Origin of the sequence: Paenibacillus sp. N3.4 (genome assembly GCF_008017805.1) — a bacterium.
Classification (GTDB): Bacteria; Bacillota; Bacilli; order Paenibacillales; family NBRC-103111; genus Paenibacillus_E.
In genome coordinates, this window is sequence record NZ_VRTT01000051.1 from 1 (window position 1) to 16,545 (window position 16,545).

Below are 16,545 nucleotides of genomic sequence, written 5' to 3' on the forward strand. Positions count from 1 at the left end.
GTAGAGGTCAAAGCTTCATGAAAGGCTCGATCTTTTGCAATAATATTGCTATTGAAGGAGAATGATCCCGCGTGAATATAAGTTCAACTCAACAAGTGAAAAGCAAGGGATTAAAATATCATTTCGCGAAGAAAAGATGGAGAGAAGCCGTCAAGCCATATTTGTTTAGCTGCCGTGTTTAATTTTTGTTTTCTTATTCACCTATTACCCATTTGCGAAAACATTTTATTTAGGATTTACATTAGTGGATTTGAATGGTAATCCGATTGAATTTGTGTGGTTTGAAAACTTTAAAAATATATTCAGTGATCAAAGAATGCTGCAAACTGTTTTTCATACGTTGAAATATACCGTCATCACGATTCCGGGAACCATAATTATCAGCCTTTGTATGGCATTATTGGCGGAAAAGAAACGGAAAGGGACAAGTGTTTACCAGATTTTGTTCGCTTTGCCCATGGCTGTATCGATGTCCTCGGCGGCGATGATTTTTCAACTTATCTTAAATCCATCGATCGGCGTATTCAACGCTCTAACCGGACTCAGCATCAATTGGTTCGGTGATGAAAAGTATGCAATGGTTGGCATTGCTATTGTTTGCATCTGGATGGGCATTGGATTCAGCTTCTTGTTTCTTTTGGCAGCCGTCCGCAATGTCCCCGAAGAATTGCTGGAGGCGGCGGATATGGAGGGAAGCAGTTATTTTCAATCTCTGATTCATATTAAGCTTCCATTGATGTCCCCAACTCTCTTTTTTCTGATCGTCACGGATATTATTCATTCACTGATGGTTTTCGGTCCTATCATGGTTTTGACAAAAGGAGGACCTATGGGGTCTACCGAAACGATGATATACCGAATGTACATTGAAGCATTCGAGAATGGCAAATACGGATATGGCAGTGCTGTTGGTATTATGATCTTCATTATTGTTATGTTATTTACTTTAGTTACCTTTGTGTATGAAAAGAAAGGAGTGCATTATTCATGAAGACTGCCATGCAAATGCGCGACTTTCTATTCAGTACGATGTGTATCATCATTGGTTTGATCGTCATATCCCCAGTTATTTATTGTGTAAGTGCCAGCTTTATGAGTTCCGGCGATTTAAGCTCATATCCGCCTAAATTTATTCCAAGCCAATTATTTCTAAAAAATTATGAGATCGTATTTACTTCAACGCCGCTTCTCCGATTTATATGGAACTCTTTTTTGATTGCGATTATTGGAACCGTTGGCAGATTAATAACGAGTAGCCTGGCTGCCTATGCATTTTCGTTTCTGGAATTTAAAGGAAAGAATATATGGTTCTTAGTTATTCTCGGCACGATGATGATTCCTGGAGACATGCTTTTTATAACCAATTATATTACAGTGGCAAACATGAAATTAATAAACACTTATTCCGGAGTCATCATTGTCATGATGGCATCCGCGACTTATATGTTCATACTGCGGCAGCATTTCTTGAGCATATCAAAAGAATATAGAGATGCAGCTTTTATCGATGGTTGTGGCGATTTCCGGTTCTTTACAAGCATGTTGGTACCCATGTCGAAATCCATATTGTCATCCATTTTTATTGCATCTTTTATCGGTTTGTGGAACGCCTATTTGTGGCCGCTGATAGTTACCAATTCAGAGAATATGAGAACGGTGCAGGTCGGAATTACGATGCTTCAATCTTCCGAAAGTATTATCTACGGTCCTATTATGGCGGGAGTAACCGTCATCCTTATTCCTTCAGTTTTGGTCTTTATCATATTCCAAAAGCAACTGGTACAAGGGATCACATTAGGCGGATTAAAGGATAGTTTAATCAAATACTGGAGGCAACTACATGAGCAGGATAAAATTGATTGCACTTGACTTGGACGGGACGCTGCTGAACGAGGATTCCCAAGTATCTGAAGAAAACCGGAAAGCGATCGCTGAAGCACGCTCTCAAGGAGTTACCGTCATTGTGGCAACGGGGCGGGAGGTACAGACTGCCAAGCCTTATTGGCAAGAGCTGAGTCTGGAATCTCCGATGGTGACCGTTAATGGAAGCGAAGTGTGGAAGTCTTCCGGAGAGCTGCATATGCGACAAATGTTAAATATCGGGACTGTTATGGCGCTTCATAAAATTGCCATTGATGAAGATTGTTGGTTTTATGGCTATACGACAGAAGGAATGATTGATGGTGACAATTGGAGCCGAACTACCCCTGAGTCCCAATGGCTGAAGTTCTGTTACTCCTCGGAAAACCGGAACCAACTGGAACGGGTTCGGGCAAAGGCAGAAGAGGTAGGGCTATTCGAGATCACCAATTCCCATTCGAGCAACATCGAGCTCAATCCATGGGGTATTTCCAAAGCGAGCGGAATACGCGAAGTATGCGATCTGTTGGCATTATCTATGGAGGAGGTGATGGCTGTAGGCGACAGCTTGAATGATAAAGCAATGCTTCTTGAAGCCGGTATAGGTGTAGCTATGGGCAACGCCCAGGACGAGGTGAAGCAATTGGCAAATGCTGTCACGGGCAGCAACAGGGAGGACGGAGTGGCGCAGGCGATTCGCCGGTATGTTTTGGAGGCAGATAAATAACGTTCCTGTCGGAAGGAAGATGCTTCTTATGAAAATTCATTTTCTAGGTACAGCCGCTGCTGAAGGATTTCCTAATACTTTCTGTCAGTGTGAGGCCTGTAGTAAGGCATGGGCGCTTGGCGGGAAAAATTTAAGAACGAGGAGTTCTATCATCATTGATGATGTGATTAAGTTTGATTATTCGCCAGATTCCTATATGCAAGCGGTTCGCGATAAGCTCAATTATGGTTTAATAGAACATCTTCTTGTCACACATACTCACTATGATCATTACAATCCCGCTGATCTTGTGAGCCGGATGGAGGGTTTTGCCAATGGTCTTCATCACCCACTGCATATTTATGGAAACGATTCGGTTATGAACAAGGGCCGAGATGCTTTGGGCTTCGAAAGTCAGCGGTTTGCTTTTCATCTGCTTCGTCCATTCAAACCATTTTCGATGGGGGAATCGGTTGTAACGCCTTTACTTGCCGATCATGACCGAATGGAGACATGTCTGCTGTATTTTGTTGAGAGAGACGGCAAAAATCTGTTCTACGGACACGATACGGGCTGGCTGCCCGAGGAAACATGGGCATGGCTGAAAGGTAAAAAAATCGATATTGCGATACTGGACTGTACGCATGGATACACATCGAACAACAGAAACCCGAATCATATGAGCGTGGAGACAATCCTTGAAGTTCAGCGGGTATTTCTGGAGGAACGCATAATGGAATGTGAAGGACAAATCGTTGTTACTCATTTTACTCATAATTCCGGATTGCTTCACGACGATCTTGTTCAATTATTTAATCCCGCTGGTATACAAGTGGCATATGACGGAATGGTTATTAACATCTAGCAGAATATTCCAGTGACATATAATCTTATAATTTAATCGTTTAATTAATTTTCATTTCAAAAAACCTTCTTTCAAGCTCATTTCGCACTCTATTAATGTTATATCACATAACATACTATGTTGCGCTTTATATATTTTATTATAAAAAACTCCTACAAAAACATAGATAATCCTACAACATACCTTTACATTAAAATTTGATTTATGCATGCCTATCTGCATTCCCAACACCTTAAATTTATCTCCTTTTCTCCTTAAGTTTACCTCTTCAATGAACGCGGTATTATTCTATGTTGAAGATCCAACTAAGAGACAGCATCCTACTTTTGAAAGAAGAGAGGGGGTGATCGGCGCTAGAAATGTAATCGCTTACTAATGAGCATCATGCATGACGTTTCTTTTCCAATCTGAGGGAGGTATATGAATGCGCAGTTTTAAGAAAATGATTTCATCCGTATCCACTATGGCGATTGTCCTCAGTTTATGGAGTCCTGCAGGTATTTCACATGCAGCAACTCCAATCACTGATGCGAATTCAACGATTTTTGGACCCAATGTCTATGTATTTAGCCCGGATATGCCAGCTGCAGATATTCAAAACACGGCTAGTTCCATATTTGGCAGACAGGAAAGCAATGAGTTCGGTACAGAAAGAGATGCCCTCTTGTTTAAACCAGGAAGTTATAATGTTAATTTCTATGTAGGCTTCAATACGCAAGTATCTGGTTTGGGACAAAATCCGGATGATGTGTTGATTAACGGCGGGCTGAATGTGAATGCAGATTGGGATAACGGGAAAGCATTACGCAACTTTTGGCGCGGTATTGAAAACCTGAGTATTAATCCGACGCTCACAATTCCTGCTCCATCGCATATCTCTTCGGGGACAACGCAAATCGCCGTTTCACAAGCAGCACCTCTTCGACGGTTACATATTAAAGGTAAACTGAATTTGTTTGACTTTGATTCGAATTGGAATGCCGGATATGCAAGCGGAGGCTTTCTAGCGGATTCCATTGTCGATGGTCAGATAACGCCAGCTTCCCAGCAGCAATGGTTTTCTCGAAACAGCCAGTATTCGAGTTGGTCCAACGGGGTTTGGAACATGGTATTCGTAGGTGACAAGAATGCACCGGCGGGGACATTCCCCGATCAGCCGTATACGGTCGTTCCGAACACGCCTGTCATCCGGGAAAAGCCTTATTTATATATTGGCAAAACGGATCAATATCAAGTGTTTGTTCCATCGCTTTCACAGAATACGCAAGGAGCAAGCTGGGCTGCGGGAGCAACGCCAGGTCAGTCCATAGGGATCGACCAGTTCTATATTGTTCGTTCGGATCAACCTAGCACATCGAGTGCTGCAAACATCAATGCTGCATTAGCAGCCGGGAAGAATTTGCTGTTTACGCCGGGAATCTATCGCTTAAATGATACAATTCGTATCAATAACGCAAACACGGTTGTACTTGGAATCGGGATGCCAACATTAATTCCAACGACAGATAAACCTGCAATGACGGTTGCCGATGTTGACGGCGTGAAATTAGCAGGACTGCTTTATGAGGCTGGTCCAAATGCAACCTCTACTCTATTGGAAATCGGACCTACAGGCAGTGCAAACAATCACGCAACGAATCCAACCTCGTTACACGATTTATTCTTCCGTACAGGCGGAGCCGTAGCTGGGACGAATGCATCCCAAATGAAAATTAACAGCAACGAACGTCATCGGGGATCATTTCTGGATGTGGCGCGCGACCATGGCGCTGGCGCCGGTTGGACCAGCAACGTATCGACAAACGGTCTAATTGTGAACGGAACCGATGTTACGATTTACGGATTATTCAACGAGCATCACAATGAATATCAGACGATATGGAATGGGAACGGTGGCCGATTGTATTTCTATCAATCCGAGATTCCGTACGATGTTCCGAATCAAGCGGCTTGGATGAACGGAAGCAAAAAAGGCTATGCGTCCTATAAAGTGGCGGATTCCGTAACTACACATGAAGCTTGGGGCCTCGGCGTTTACTCCTACTTCAGAGATGCAGCTGTGAAACTCGATTCCGCAATTGAAGTACCTAACGCCGCAGGGGTCAAAATTCATCACGCTACGACCATTTGGTTAAATGGGACGTCAGGCAGTGAAATCACGCACATTATTAACAATCTGGGAGGGCGTGTCTACGGCAAGTCAGGCAGTGCGATGAGACAAACGCTCAATGAATTCGTCGGTACGGATGTTGGGGATACGATACCACCGAGCACTCCTACGAAATTAACAGCGACAGCAACGGCGTATAACCAAGTTAATTTAACTTGGACAGCATCGACTGATAACGTAGCGGTAGCGAGCTATGACATTTATCGTAACGGCAGTCTGATTGGTAACACAACATCGAATTCATATAACGATACCAGTGCGAAACCTGGAACGACTTACAGCTATACAGTTACAGCGAAAGATGGCGCCAACAACGTTTCGGCCGCTAGCAATACGGCAACTGCGACTACACCAAAGAAACCGTTAGATAGAACGGGCTGGACAGCAACTTCGACTTCAACAAGCACAGACGGTCCAATGAATCTTTTGGATGGCAACATGAACACTCGATTTAGCATGGGTAAACCGATGGCGCCGACTCCGGAGCAATCCTTCACGATCGATATGAAAGTTCCAACGGCCATTACCAGTATCGAGATGGATTCAACAGGCAGCAATACGGACTATGCGCGAGGTTATGAGCTCTATGTTTCAAATGATGGCGTTAACTGGGGTCGTCCAATCGCAACGGGTGCTCCTGATTCGGGTCCGATCGTTACTATCAACTTTGAACCCCAAACCATCCGGTATTTCAAAGTGATCCAAACGGGCACAGCCTCGAACTCGTGGTCAATTCGCGAGCTTAGAGTATATGGCTTGACAGCAGCTTCGGCGTCCTTAACGGTTCCGGCGAATGTGACCAGCGGGCAAAACTTTGATGCAACTGTTGAATTGAACAGTGTGATATCAAGTGTATATGCCCAAGATATCAATTTCACTTACGATCCCAACGTTGTGGAGTTTCTTTCAGCGGAATCCTTACAGTCTAAAATCGTTATTGCGGCACAATCCAATGTTGGAGGTCATTTGCGCTTCTTGACTGCGAATATCGGCGGCGGCAGTGTAAATGGTGCATTATTGAAGCTGCATTGGAAAGCGAAAGAAACAGCCAATAATGTCAGCACCACAATAGCTCTTTCAAGTATTGCGCTGGCTGACTTACAAAAGGAAACCAATCTCGATGGAAGTTCGAAGGTCATTCTCGTTAAAGCCATTGTAGATCTGACTGAACTGAGAGCGCTGATTACTAATGCACAAACACAGCACGATGCAGCCACAGAAGGTTACGCCTCCGGTCAATACCCTATCGGCTCGAAAGCAAAGCTGCAAGCTGCGATTACTTCAGCCTTTAATGTAGCAAATAATCCGGATGCAACGAAGTCAGAAGTCGCCGGAGCAATAACGGCACTGACAGCAGCCCTGCAATCATTCTCTTCTTCCGTCTACATATCTGACCCGGCAGACATGAATAATGACGGAAATTCACGGTAGTCGATTTAGCTATTGTGGCAGCGGCATATGGCAAAACTTCCTCAGATCCTGATTGGGAAATGTATAAACGAGCTGATTATAACAGAGATGGCAAGGTAGATCTCACAGACTTGGCTGCTGTTGCACAACGTATTTTGCAATAAGAACCTCCGTAAATCGTTTAAGTTGGTAGGCTAAGCTGAATGACGCCCGCATAGGAGAGGCCCGATTAGCTTGCTAGAAGGCTAATACGGGCCATTTTTGACACCTTCGATATGCAATAAAATATCTGAACCTTCTTTCTTCAGTATCTTTAGGAAAACATTGGTAATTTTGGGATCAAATTGTGTACCCCTATTTTTTTGGATCTGGTTGGCGGCATACTCCAAATCCATCTTGTTTCTATATACCCGTGTTGAAGTCATCGCATCAAATGAATCAGCAACAGCGGGTATTTCTGGAGGAACGTATAATGGAATGTGAAGGACAAATCGTTGTTACTCATTTTACTCATAATTCCGGATTGCTTCACGACGATCTTGTTCAATTATTTAATCCCGCTGGTATACAAGTGGCATATGACGGAATGGTTATTAACATCTAGCAGAATATTCCATAAAAAAAGTTAGTGATCAACCGAGGAGGATCGGCATGTTGAATGGTCTATTAAAAAACTTTTTCGGTTTTTCTGGCGTTCATGAGGCGCTCCGGTGCTCTCGTTGAGAAGCGCCTATCCGTATTTCGCTTTCTTCTGCAGCGAAGGCCTAACTTAGAAGACTAGAACTTGCTTACCCCTTTTTACACAAGCATAGCATTGGAATCGCAATTACATCTGCCAATAAGATCTACTTTCTTCTAAAAGTGTAAATCACAGAATCACTGAGCGATCCGCATGGAACGAACATGGTTCTATCCTATAAACTTCCACACCTATCATCTCCGTCTACTAATCGTTTACTTACGTCTACTCTGAGCGTATACAAATCCTGTACCACGAGAGTTTGTCAGGTTCATCGTCTGTGATCTCACCTGAAAAATGGCAACCATAGCTGAACTTTGAAGCCTTACATTACTAGGATGAAGGACGTACAATAAGTGAAAGGAAATTGCTTGCAAAAATGTGGAAGGCACTGGAGGCACAGCTAGAATGAATACAGAAGCGGAAATTCCTATTCTGAATCACAAATCAACAGCAGCTAGAAGATCAGCATCGAGGCTGATGCGCAAGCTATATGGACAACGATATTTGCAAGTGATGGCGCTGCTTGGCGTCGCCTGGATGATTATTTTCAACTATGTGCCGATGTACGGAATTATCATTGCTTTCAAGGATTTTAATATCATCAAAACGATTTCTGAAGCCCCTTGGGTTGGACTCGAGCACTTCAAAGCCTTCATGGAAGATGACAATCTAGGCTATGTCATTAAGAATACGCTTGGCATGAGTGTGCTCAAGCTGGTCATCGGCTTTCCCCTGCCGATTGCCTTCGCGCTCTTTTGAACGAAATCCGCTCCGCCCGTTACAAAAAGCTGGTGCAGACGATTTCGTATCTCCCTCACTTTCTGTCATGGGTCATTCTGGGAGGAATCCTCGCTACATGGCTGGCAGATGTAGGGATTATTAATAACTTATTAATGGCGCTGAAAATTATCAAAGAGCCGATTAGTTATTTGGCCGAGCCTCAATATTTCTGGAGTATTATTATCACTTCGGACATTTGGAAGGAGCTAGGATGGTCTGCCATCATCTATTTGGCAGCAATCACTGGCGTCTCGCCTGAAATGTATGAAGCAGCAACCATCGACGGTGCAGGACGGTTTCAGAAAATGTTCTATGTCACGCTGCCATCCATCAAAGGCACAATCACGATTTTGTTTATTCTCGCCGTCAGCGGCATTCTCAACTCGAACTTTGATCAAATTCTAGTACTCAAGAATCAACTGAACGAAACCTCCAGTAATGTCATCGACGTGTACGTATACCAAGTCGGTCTTCGACAGAGCCGTTTCTCGTATGCAACGGCGGTCGGATTAATCAAATCCCTCATTTCGCTCGTTCTGCTGCTCTCGGCGAACTTCATCACGAAGCGTATGAACAATACATCATTATTTTGAAAGAGGTGGCACATCGATGCTTTCACTGAAACGCAGAACGTTCAAAGAGGCTGCATTCGACCAGTTTAACAATTTGCTGATGCTCGCCATCTGCTTCGCGACGCTTTACCCGATCTGGTATGTGTTTGTCAACTCTTTCAATGAAGGCCAAGACGCCATGCGAGGCGGTATCTACTGGTGGCCTCGGATGTTTAGCGTCGACAGCTATTTAGCCGTATTTGCCAACGACGGTATTATGCTCGCCATGGGTGTCACCGTAGCCAAAACGCTGATTGGCACTGTCATCCATGTACTTTTCACGGCAATGGTCGCATACGCTTTCTCGCGCAGAGAGCTTATTGGCCGCTCTGTTTATATGATCATCGGTACCGTTACAATGTTTTTCAGCGGCGGATTGATTCCTTACTACTTGCTAATCCGCGATATAGGAATGCTCGATAGCTTCTGGGTCTACATTATCCCAGCGATGTTCAGCTTCTTCGATCTCATTATCTTCCTTTCTTTCTTCCGGGAAATTCCTGATGCTTTGGAAGAAGCAGCCAAGATCGACGGCGCTAACGATTTCAAAATTTTTTACCAAATCATTCTTCCCGTTTCCATGCCTGTCATTGCTACCATTGCGCTTTTCCACGGCGTTTATCAATGGAATGACTATTTCACCGGGATGATCTTTATCAACAAGAGTGATCTTCAGCCGATTCAAACGTATTTATACCGCGTCGTGGCGCAGTCTAGTTCCAACCAAATGGTCGCCGCAACATCAGGCAACGTTTTTAAGACGGTATCCTCCCAGTCCGTTAAGCTGGCGACGATGGTTGTGACCACCATGCCGATTGTTATCGCGTATCCGTTCTTACAGAAATACTTTGTAAAGGGTTTCATGATTGGCTCGATCAAAGGTTAAGTGTTTGAACCTGTTTTCTTTCCACCAGATTCCGGTGATAATCTTTGTCTATTGGCAGAGATTGAACATATCATTATGATGCAGAAAAGGGGAAAACGTACATGAGGAAGAATAAAACGCGCAAGACATTAACTACACTGCTTGCTCTGTTCACAGCCGTATCTTTAAGCGCTTGTTCAACGGATAAAGGCGCAAGCGGTTCTACAAGTCCGCAGCAAACCAAAGCGGCAGAAAAAGGGACAAGTTCCGCAGCGCCTGCAGCAAATTCCGATGAGCCAGGCTGGAAATCCGACACGAAGCCCATTACGTTCGATTGGTATTTAAACTTCTCATGGTTTCCGAACAAGTGGGGCGTAGACGCAACTACCCAATACATCACGAAGAAAACCGGCGTAAACGTGAACTTCATCGTGCCTGCTGGCAATGAAAACGAGAAGCTGAACACGATGATTGCTTCCGGGAAGCTGCCTGACTTCATTACGCTCGGTTGGTACGAGGATGCGGTGAAGAAAATGATCGAAGGCAATATGGTGCTTCCGCTGAGTGATCTCGCAAAGCAGTATGATCCGTATTTCTTCAAGGTGGCGGACCCTGCCAAGACATCCTGGTACACACAGAAGGACGGCAAATTTTATGGCTATCCGAATGCTTCTTCCTCTCAGCAGGACTACAAGAAGTTTGGTGAAAACTTCACTTCGACCCAAACGTTCTTGGTTCGCAAAGATATGTACGAGGCAATTGGCAAGCCGGATATGAGAACGCCTGAAGGCTTCCTGAACGCCCTGAAAGCGGCTAAAGAGAAGTTCCCGGAAGTGAACGGCCAACCGCTCATTCCGCTTGGTTTGCATGATTTTCAAGACAAAGGGAACTTATCATTTCTGGATGCAGCACAAAATAATTCCATGCTAGCAAACTTTCTTGCAATTCCTTATGAAAAGGATGGCAAGCTCTACGATCGTTTCACTGATCCGGAATATGTGAGCTGGCTGAAGACATTCCGTAAAGCCAATGAAATGGGCTTGCTGGCCAAAGATATTTTCATCGACAAACGTCCGCAAATGGAAGAAAAAACCGCGCAGGGCCGTTACTTCGCCATGTTGTATCAGCGCTCGGATATGTCTAACCAAAATATTTCCCTATATCAAAAAGATCCTAATAAGGTGTATATTGCTGTGGACGGCCCCGCCAACGCCAAAAAAGATGCACCTACCTTGCCAGGTCCTGGCATCTCTGGTTGGACAGTAACGTTGATCTCTAAGGATGTCAAGGATAAAGCGAGAGCGATTAAGTTCCTGAGCTATCTGATGAGTGAGGAAGGCAATAAAGATGTGTACCTAGGAGAAAAAGGCGTTAGCTACGACACGATTGACGGCAAGGATCAATTTAAGCCGGAAGTGTTTGATTTGATGAACAAAGATCGTGCAGCATTTGATAAAAAATATGGTTCGTCCTTCACGTTCTGGATGCTGATGGACACAAACATGATGTTGAAATGGGCGCCGCCAACTGTGGAACCGATAAAACAGCCTGAAGAGTGGACGAAGGGCAAGACGAAGAGCTTCTCGCAATATGATAACATTACTCCGTCAGGGACATCGGAAGAAGGGATCGCTAACAGCAAAATCGCGCAGATTTGGGGTAAAGCGCTGCCGAAGCTGCTGCTAGCCAAATCAGACGAAGAGTTCGATCAGATCTTTGACAAATTCCTGAAGGATCGAAAAGCGGCGGGTCTCGATAAAGTACAGGCCTACCAGCAGAAGGAGTTTGAAGCGAATAAGCAGAAGATTGCACAATTTTCAAAGTAACACTGCAGTTCTTGAAGCAGCCCTATGCGTTAGCCCGAAAGCCCGGTTATCCGGATTTTCGGGTTTTTCGCTTCATGTTTTTCCTTCATCCGTAACATATTTTGTTAAAATAGGATGACTAGAGTGAGAGAGGCTGGATGTGGGGATGGACGTTCTAAGTGAATGGAAGATGCGGATCACGCAGTTGACGAATCGTATTTCTATACAGGTGAAACTGATCGGAGCGTATATATTCATTATTTTAATCCCTATTATTTTGTTCTCGTGGTACCTGTTTAATGAATTTTATCAGAACACAATTCAAGACACGCTCAAGAAGAATCAATATGCATTAGAAAGCGAGAAGGCTACCATTCTCAGCAATATTGAAATTATGGAGCGGACCGCTCAACTGTCCATCGCCGATCGAGAAGTTATTAATTATTTGCTCAGTACCCGGGAATTAGACGTTTTGGAACTGATCGATTTCAATACGAATACGTCTTCAAACTTGCAGCGGCTTATGTTTAGTAATCCGAACATCTTAAATGTCCGCTTATTTACTAATAATCCGAGTATCAATGAAATTTGGCCCGTCATCTTTAATGAAAAACGTATTGAGGGAAGAGCCTGGTACAAGGATGTGTTAGCTAAAAAGGGAACGGTTTGGTGGGAAATTTTGAAGGATGAGAAGGACATTATAAAGCGTGAAAACACGGACATGGAGTCAACCACAACTTATGTATCGCTGCTTTGGGAGATCTATTACCGGAGTGATACGCATGTCGGCATTAGGGAAGTGGATATGCTGATTAATAAATTTTTTCAGAAAGCGTACAGTCCGAACCAAGACGGTCAGTCCCATATGTTAATTGTAGACCGTTCAGGGCGAATTTTTACCGATACAGGCAGCCCCTTTTTTAAAGGGATGAATTTGGAGCAGCTTCGTCGTGATTGGGAAGCCCCCCCCCATCAGAGGGGATCCAGCTTTACGTTTACAATTGGGAATACGCCATATCTGTGCCTGTCTACACCTATAGATCAACTGGGGGCGCATCTGCTGAATGTGGTGTCACTAGAAAATCCGGTTACGCAAATTAAGCAGACCCGCAATCTTTTCATCGCTGCAGCGGTGGTCTTGATCGCGCTTTTGTCGGTGATCACCTACTTCCTCCAGTCCCTTATTTTGAAAAAGCTGCACATTTTACGGGATTCAATGAAAAAAGTACGTCGTGGCGACCTGAACGTGCAGATCGATATGGATGCAGGTGGAGAAGTGGGTGAGCTCGCTCATCATTTCCGACAGATGCTGAAAACGTTGAATGAGCTTATCGTTGAAGCTGTAAACAAGAAGGCCGCAACAAAAGAAGCCGAACTGAACGCGCTCAAAAATCAGATCGACGCCCATTTCCTCTACAATACGTTGGAGAATTTAAAAATGCTGGCCGAAGTCGAGGCGCAGTATACGATCTCCGATGCATTGACTTCCCTCGGCGCACTCATGCGCTATAGCCTGAAGTGGTCGAGTGATCATGTCCGCTTGCGTGATGAAATCGGGCATATTCTGAACTATATCGCGATTATGAATATCCGCTATGACGACAAGCTGGAGCTCAAGCTTGATATCCCAGAAGGGTATCAGGAGCAGGAAGTGCTGAAAATGTCGCTTCAACCTCTAGTTGAAAATGCCGTAAAATATGGCATGAACACAGATCGAGCCAGACGTGACGGTATCGTCATCTTGATTCGAGCTTGGCAGAAGGAAGATGGGATGCTCATCGAGGTGACGGATAATGGGGCGGGTATGTCTCCGGAGAAGCTCATAGAGCTTCATGAGAAGATCGAAATGGACGATGCCCATTTTTATACGAAATACGGCGGTTATAAACCGACCGGTGACAATGAAGGTAACGGTATCGGTCTACGCAACGTGATTGGGCGAATTAAGATGTACTATGGCCATGACTATGGCATTAAGGTTGAAAGTAAGGAGGGTGCTTACACCCGTGTGATGATGAAGCTGCCTTACTTAATATTATCCGGAGGATTATCTGCTAATGAGAAAAATACTTATCGTTGACGATGAGAAGAATATCCGACTTGGCTTACGGGCCATGATCGCTCGTGAGTTTCCAAATGTGTACAACTTTGAATTCGCTTGCGATGGAGAAGAGGCGTTAGCGCTGTTGACAGATTCATCTATGGACATAATGATCACAGATATCCGTATGCCAGTCATGGATGGCATCACGCTCATCAATCGGATTCAGGAGCTGGAATGGAAGCCGGCGGTTATCATCTTGAGCGGTCATGATGACTTTCAATATGCGAAGGAAGCGATTCACTGCAAGGTAAAGGAATATTTGCTTAAGCCTATCGTCCGTGATGAGCTGTCACGCACCTTTCTTCGATTGGAGAAGGAGCTTAAGCAGAAAGAACAGATCAATGAACAGCTATCCATTTCCCTCCAGCAGCGCGAAACATTCAAAGAAAGCCAGCTTAACTATTTGCTCAGGCAACCTCATCTTGGGGAGACGGACCTCTGTGCCAAATTGCTTGACATCGATATGGAGTGGCTGAATGACGGCTTCCAACTTGGCGTGCTTCAATACAAAGGGACCATGGTCCATAATGAATTTTTGACGCTGATCCAAGCCGAACTTGGAAATGTGCCTGAAAAATTTAGACAGCGTCGAGCGCAAGTGCTCGATAAGGAGAACCAGTTCGTGCTGATTGCCGAGCATGGGGAGCTCTTTCAGCATTTGACGGATAGGATTGTCGAAGCTGGATATTTCACGTACTGCATGGGATTAAGCGTGTTTACGCATGGTATGACGCGCTTGCAGTCCGCTTATCGAGAGGCGCAGCAGGCGCTGAAATACACATTCCTGCAATCTGCACCTGGAGTCATCCGCTACGAGTGTATCAGTGAGAAGAGCAAACAATTCGTCCTCCCTACAGAAACGATCAAGAAAATCGCCAACATGCTTGGAACCGATCATGACAAGGAAATGACAGTGCTGCTGATGGAGGTACTCGATATAAAGACAGTGACACGATACGATTTCGCTTATCTGGAAGCTGTTAGTCAAGCGTTCAACGATCTCATATTTGATAAGGTTTTTCATGTGTATGGGGGAGAGTCCATAGAAATACTGCGGCTATTCAAGAAAGTCGGAGACATCTCGAATTTTAACTATTTTCACGATTACTACCGTAGTGTGGAAGGATTGCTGCATCGGCTGAATGACTATGTGAGGAGCATGAAGGCGTTTCACATCGATCATAAAGAGATGAAGAAAGCCGTTCAGTATATGCAGGACAACTACCAAAAGGATTTGAATATGGCCATCGTCTCCAATCATGTTTCTTTGAACTATTCGTATTTCAGTCAGGCATTCAAGGAGTATACCGGAGAAAGCTTCGTCAATTACTTGAAAAAACTGCGCATCACTAGGGCGCGGGAATTACTTGTCACAACGTTTTTCAAAGTCTACGAGATTAGCGAAATGGCCGGCTTCGAGAATACGAAGCATTTCAGCCGTGTGTTCAAAGAAATGGAAGGCGTTAGTCCACAGGAGTATCGGGAACAAAGTGAAGTGCTGAGGCCCATGTAGAGTCAGTATCTGCGCCCCATATTTGAGAGAGAGCCGGATCATAAGAGTTGAACTGTCACCCTGTTCGTAGCCAGTCAACAAAATCCCTAGTGCTAATATTGCCAACAGATGGCTCCTGAATTCAATAGGAGTCGTCTGTTTTAAACACGCCAGAAATTTATCTGTTTTTCCTCTGGATTAGTTAACCAATAGCTGATATAATAAAAAAACGAAACAACTTGTATGACATGTCATAACTAAACGGTGTTTGAATTGAGTATCAAAACAATCGAAAAGCAAAATATCGTAGACGAAGTCTATGATCAGATGAAAACAAATATTGTATCCGGTTCATGGAAGCCAGGGGACAAGATTCCTTCAGAGAATCAGCTGTGTCAAATGTTTAATGTGAGTCGAGTGAGCGTAAGAAGTGCGATTCAAAAGCTAAGAGCTATTGGCATTATTCAAACACGCCAAGGCCAAGGGTCTTTTGTGTCCCAATCGATCAACGATAATATGGTCGACAATTTCATTCCCAAAATGAACTTGAGCGAGAAAGAGATTCTCGACATGTCGGAATTTCGTGAGACGATTGAATTCAAATGCATTGAGCTCGCTGTTCTAAGAGCCGATGATGAAGACATGCTTCAGATTGAGAACGCTCTCAATAAAATGATTGCAAACAAAGATGATTACAAGAAGTACTCGGAGGCCGACTTTGAGTTTCATCTTGCGATTGCGAAGGCTTCCAAGAATGATATTCTTTTTATGGTGATGAAAAATACCAAGGATGTATTTTATCATTACTTGGAGGAATTGAACCGAGTCTTGGGGATTCATGAAGATAGTCTGCAAGGGCATATTGAGCAATTTCAGGCTTTAAGGAATAAAGATAGTGCAAAGGTCAAGGCCAACATTAAACAAGGTATGGACGAGAATATGCTTAAAATTCGGGAGAGAATGGGCCTATAAAAAGCACTTCTTTTCCTCGATATAACATGTATGACATGTTACAAGTAATTCGCGTCTGTTAATCCTGTATGCTCGACCATGAAGAGAAATCCGCATTTCCCTTGTGTTTGTTGGATGTATGACTAAAACCTATTTTGGTATTGTCTTACATTTGCAATATATT

General features: G+C 44.0%; 13 protein-coding genes and 1 pseudogene. 13 read left to right on the top strand and 1 reads right to left on the bottom strand.

Going from position 1 to position 16,545, the window contains the following annotated elements:
* Positions 1-244: 244 nt before the first annotated feature.
* The 6 genes from FU659_RS22880 to FU659_RS35735 all read left to right on the top strand — a co-directional run bounded on the left by FU659_RS22880 (position 245) and on the right by FU659_RS35735 (position 7,175).
* On the top strand, positions 245-991 hold the full coding sequence (locus FU659_RS22880) for a carbohydrate ABC transporter permease (RefSeq protein WP_261807979.1): 747 nt from the start codon (positions 245-247) through the stop codon (positions 989-991).
* Positions 988-1,869 (top strand): carbohydrate ABC transporter permease, encoded by an 882-nt coding sequence (locus tag FU659_RS22885; RefSeq protein ID WP_147949673.1) that lies wholly within the window; start codon positions 988-990, stop codon positions 1,867-1,869. Before FU659_RS22880 ends, FU659_RS22885 begins: the two co-directional genes overlap by 4 nt.
* The gene (locus FU659_RS22890) at positions 1,841-2,587 is read left to right on the top strand and encodes a Cof-type HAD-IIB family hydrolase (RefSeq protein WP_147949674.1); all 747 of its coding nucleotides are present in this window, start codon (positions 1,841-1,843) and stop codon (positions 2,585-2,587) included. The genes FU659_RS22885 and FU659_RS22890 overlap by 29 nt, the downstream gene beginning before the upstream one ends.
* Positions 2,588-2,615: 28 nt before the next feature.
* The gene (locus FU659_RS22895) at positions 2,616-3,431 is read left to right on the top strand and encodes an MBL fold metallo-hydrolase (protein WP_147949675.1); all 816 of its coding nucleotides are present in this window, start codon (positions 2,616-2,618) and stop codon (positions 3,429-3,431) included.
* A gap of 424 nt (positions 3,432-3,855) precedes the next feature.
* On the top strand, positions 3,856-7,032 hold the full coding sequence (locus FU659_RS22900; protein ID WP_261807980.1) for a discoidin domain-containing protein: 3,177 nt from the start codon (positions 3,856-3,858) through the stop codon (positions 7,030-7,032).
* A gap of 11 nt (positions 7,033-7,043) precedes the next feature.
* Positions 7,044-7,175 (top strand): dockerin type I domain-containing protein, encoded by a 132-nt coding sequence (locus tag FU659_RS35735; protein ID WP_483874511.1) that lies wholly within the window; start codon positions 7,044-7,046, stop codon positions 7,173-7,175.
* Positions 7,176-7,256: 81 nt separating this feature from the next.
* On the opposite strand, the gene FU659_RS38955 is transcribed toward FU659_RS35735, so the two are convergent.
* The gene (locus tag FU659_RS38955; protein ID WP_397356329.1) at positions 7,257-7,436 is read right to left on the bottom strand and encodes a hypothetical protein; all 180 of its coding nucleotides are present in this window, start codon (positions 7,434-7,436) and stop codon (positions 7,257-7,259) included.
* 47 nt (positions 7,437-7,483) lie between these two features.
* On the opposite strand from FU659_RS38955, the gene FU659_RS37470 reads away from it, so the two are divergent.
* The 7 genes and pseudogenes from FU659_RS37470 (at position 7,484) to FU659_RS22930 (ending at position 16,382) form a co-directional block, all read left to right on the top strand.
* Positions 7,484-7,615 (top strand): hypothetical protein, encoded by a 132-nt coding sequence (locus FU659_RS37470; RefSeq protein ID WP_261807981.1) that lies wholly within the window; start codon positions 7,484-7,486, stop codon positions 7,613-7,615.
* A 615-nt stretch (positions 7,616-8,230) separates the two neighbouring features.
* Positions 8,231-9,126: pseudogene (locus tag FU659_RS22905) on the top strand (ABC transporter permease).
* Positions 9,127-9,142: 16 nt separating this feature from the next.
* On the top strand, positions 9,143-10,030 hold the full coding sequence (locus tag FU659_RS22910; RefSeq protein ID WP_147949676.1) for a carbohydrate ABC transporter permease: 888 nt from the start codon (positions 9,143-9,145) through the stop codon (positions 10,028-10,030).
* A 101-nt stretch (positions 10,031-10,131) separates the two neighbouring features.
* Positions 10,132-11,835, top strand: coding sequence for a type 2 periplasmic-binding domain-containing protein (locus FU659_RS22915; RefSeq protein ID WP_147949677.1), 1,704 nt, complete (start codon positions 10,132-10,134; stop codon positions 11,833-11,835).
* 145 nt (positions 11,836-11,980) lie between these two features.
* The gene (locus FU659_RS22920) at positions 11,981-13,894 is read left to right on the top strand and encodes a cache domain-containing sensor histidine kinase (protein WP_147949707.1); all 1,914 of its coding nucleotides are present in this window, start codon (positions 11,981-11,983) and stop codon (positions 13,892-13,894) included.
* Positions 13,872-15,431, top strand: a complete 1,560-nt coding sequence (locus FU659_RS22925) for a response regulator (RefSeq protein ID WP_147949678.1) — start codon at positions 13,872-13,874, stop codon at positions 15,429-15,431. The genes FU659_RS22920 and FU659_RS22925 overlap by 23 nt, the downstream gene beginning before the upstream one ends.
* A gap of 243 nt (positions 15,432-15,674) precedes the next feature.
* Entirely contained in the window at positions 15,675-16,382 is a 708-nt protein-coding gene (locus FU659_RS22930) for a FadR/GntR family transcriptional regulator (protein ID WP_261807982.1), read from the top strand.
* Positions 16,383-16,545 lie beyond the last annotated feature (163 nt).

Coding starts and splice junctions, on each gene's coding strand:
- FU659_RS22885 (WP_147949673.1), top strand. CDS start 988: ATGAAGACTGCCATGCAAATGCGCGACTTTCTATTCAGTACGATGTGT.
- FU659_RS22890 (WP_147949674.1), top strand. CDS start 1,841: ATGAGCAGGATAAAATTGATTGCACTTGACTTGGACGGGACGCTGCTG.
- FU659_RS22895 (WP_147949675.1), top strand. CDS start 2,616: ATGAAAATTCATTTTCTAGGTACAGCCGCTGCTGAAGGATTTCCTAAT.
- FU659_RS22900 (WP_261807980.1), top strand. CDS start 3,856: ATGCGCAGTTTTAAGAAAATGATTTCATCCGTATCCACTATGGCGATT.
- FU659_RS38955 (WP_397356329.1), bottom strand. CDS start 7,436: ATGACTTCAACACGGGTATATAGAAACAAGATGGATTTGGAGTATGCC.
- FU659_RS37470 (WP_261807981.1), top strand. CDS start 7,484: ATGGAATGTGAAGGACAAATCGTTGTTACTCATTTTACTCATAATTCC.
- FU659_RS22910 (WP_147949676.1), top strand. CDS start 9,143: ATGCTTTCACTGAAACGCAGAACGTTCAAAGAGGCTGCATTCGACCAG.
- FU659_RS22915 (WP_147949677.1), top strand. CDS start 10,132: ATGAGGAAGAATAAAACGCGCAAGACATTAACTACACTGCTTGCTCTG.
- FU659_RS22920 (WP_147949707.1), top strand. CDS start 11,981: ATGGACGTTCTAAGTGAATGGAAGATGCGGATCACGCAGTTGACGAAT.
- FU659_RS22925 (WP_147949678.1), top strand. CDS start 13,872: ATGAGAAAAATACTTATCGTTGACGATGAGAAGAATATCCGACTTGGC.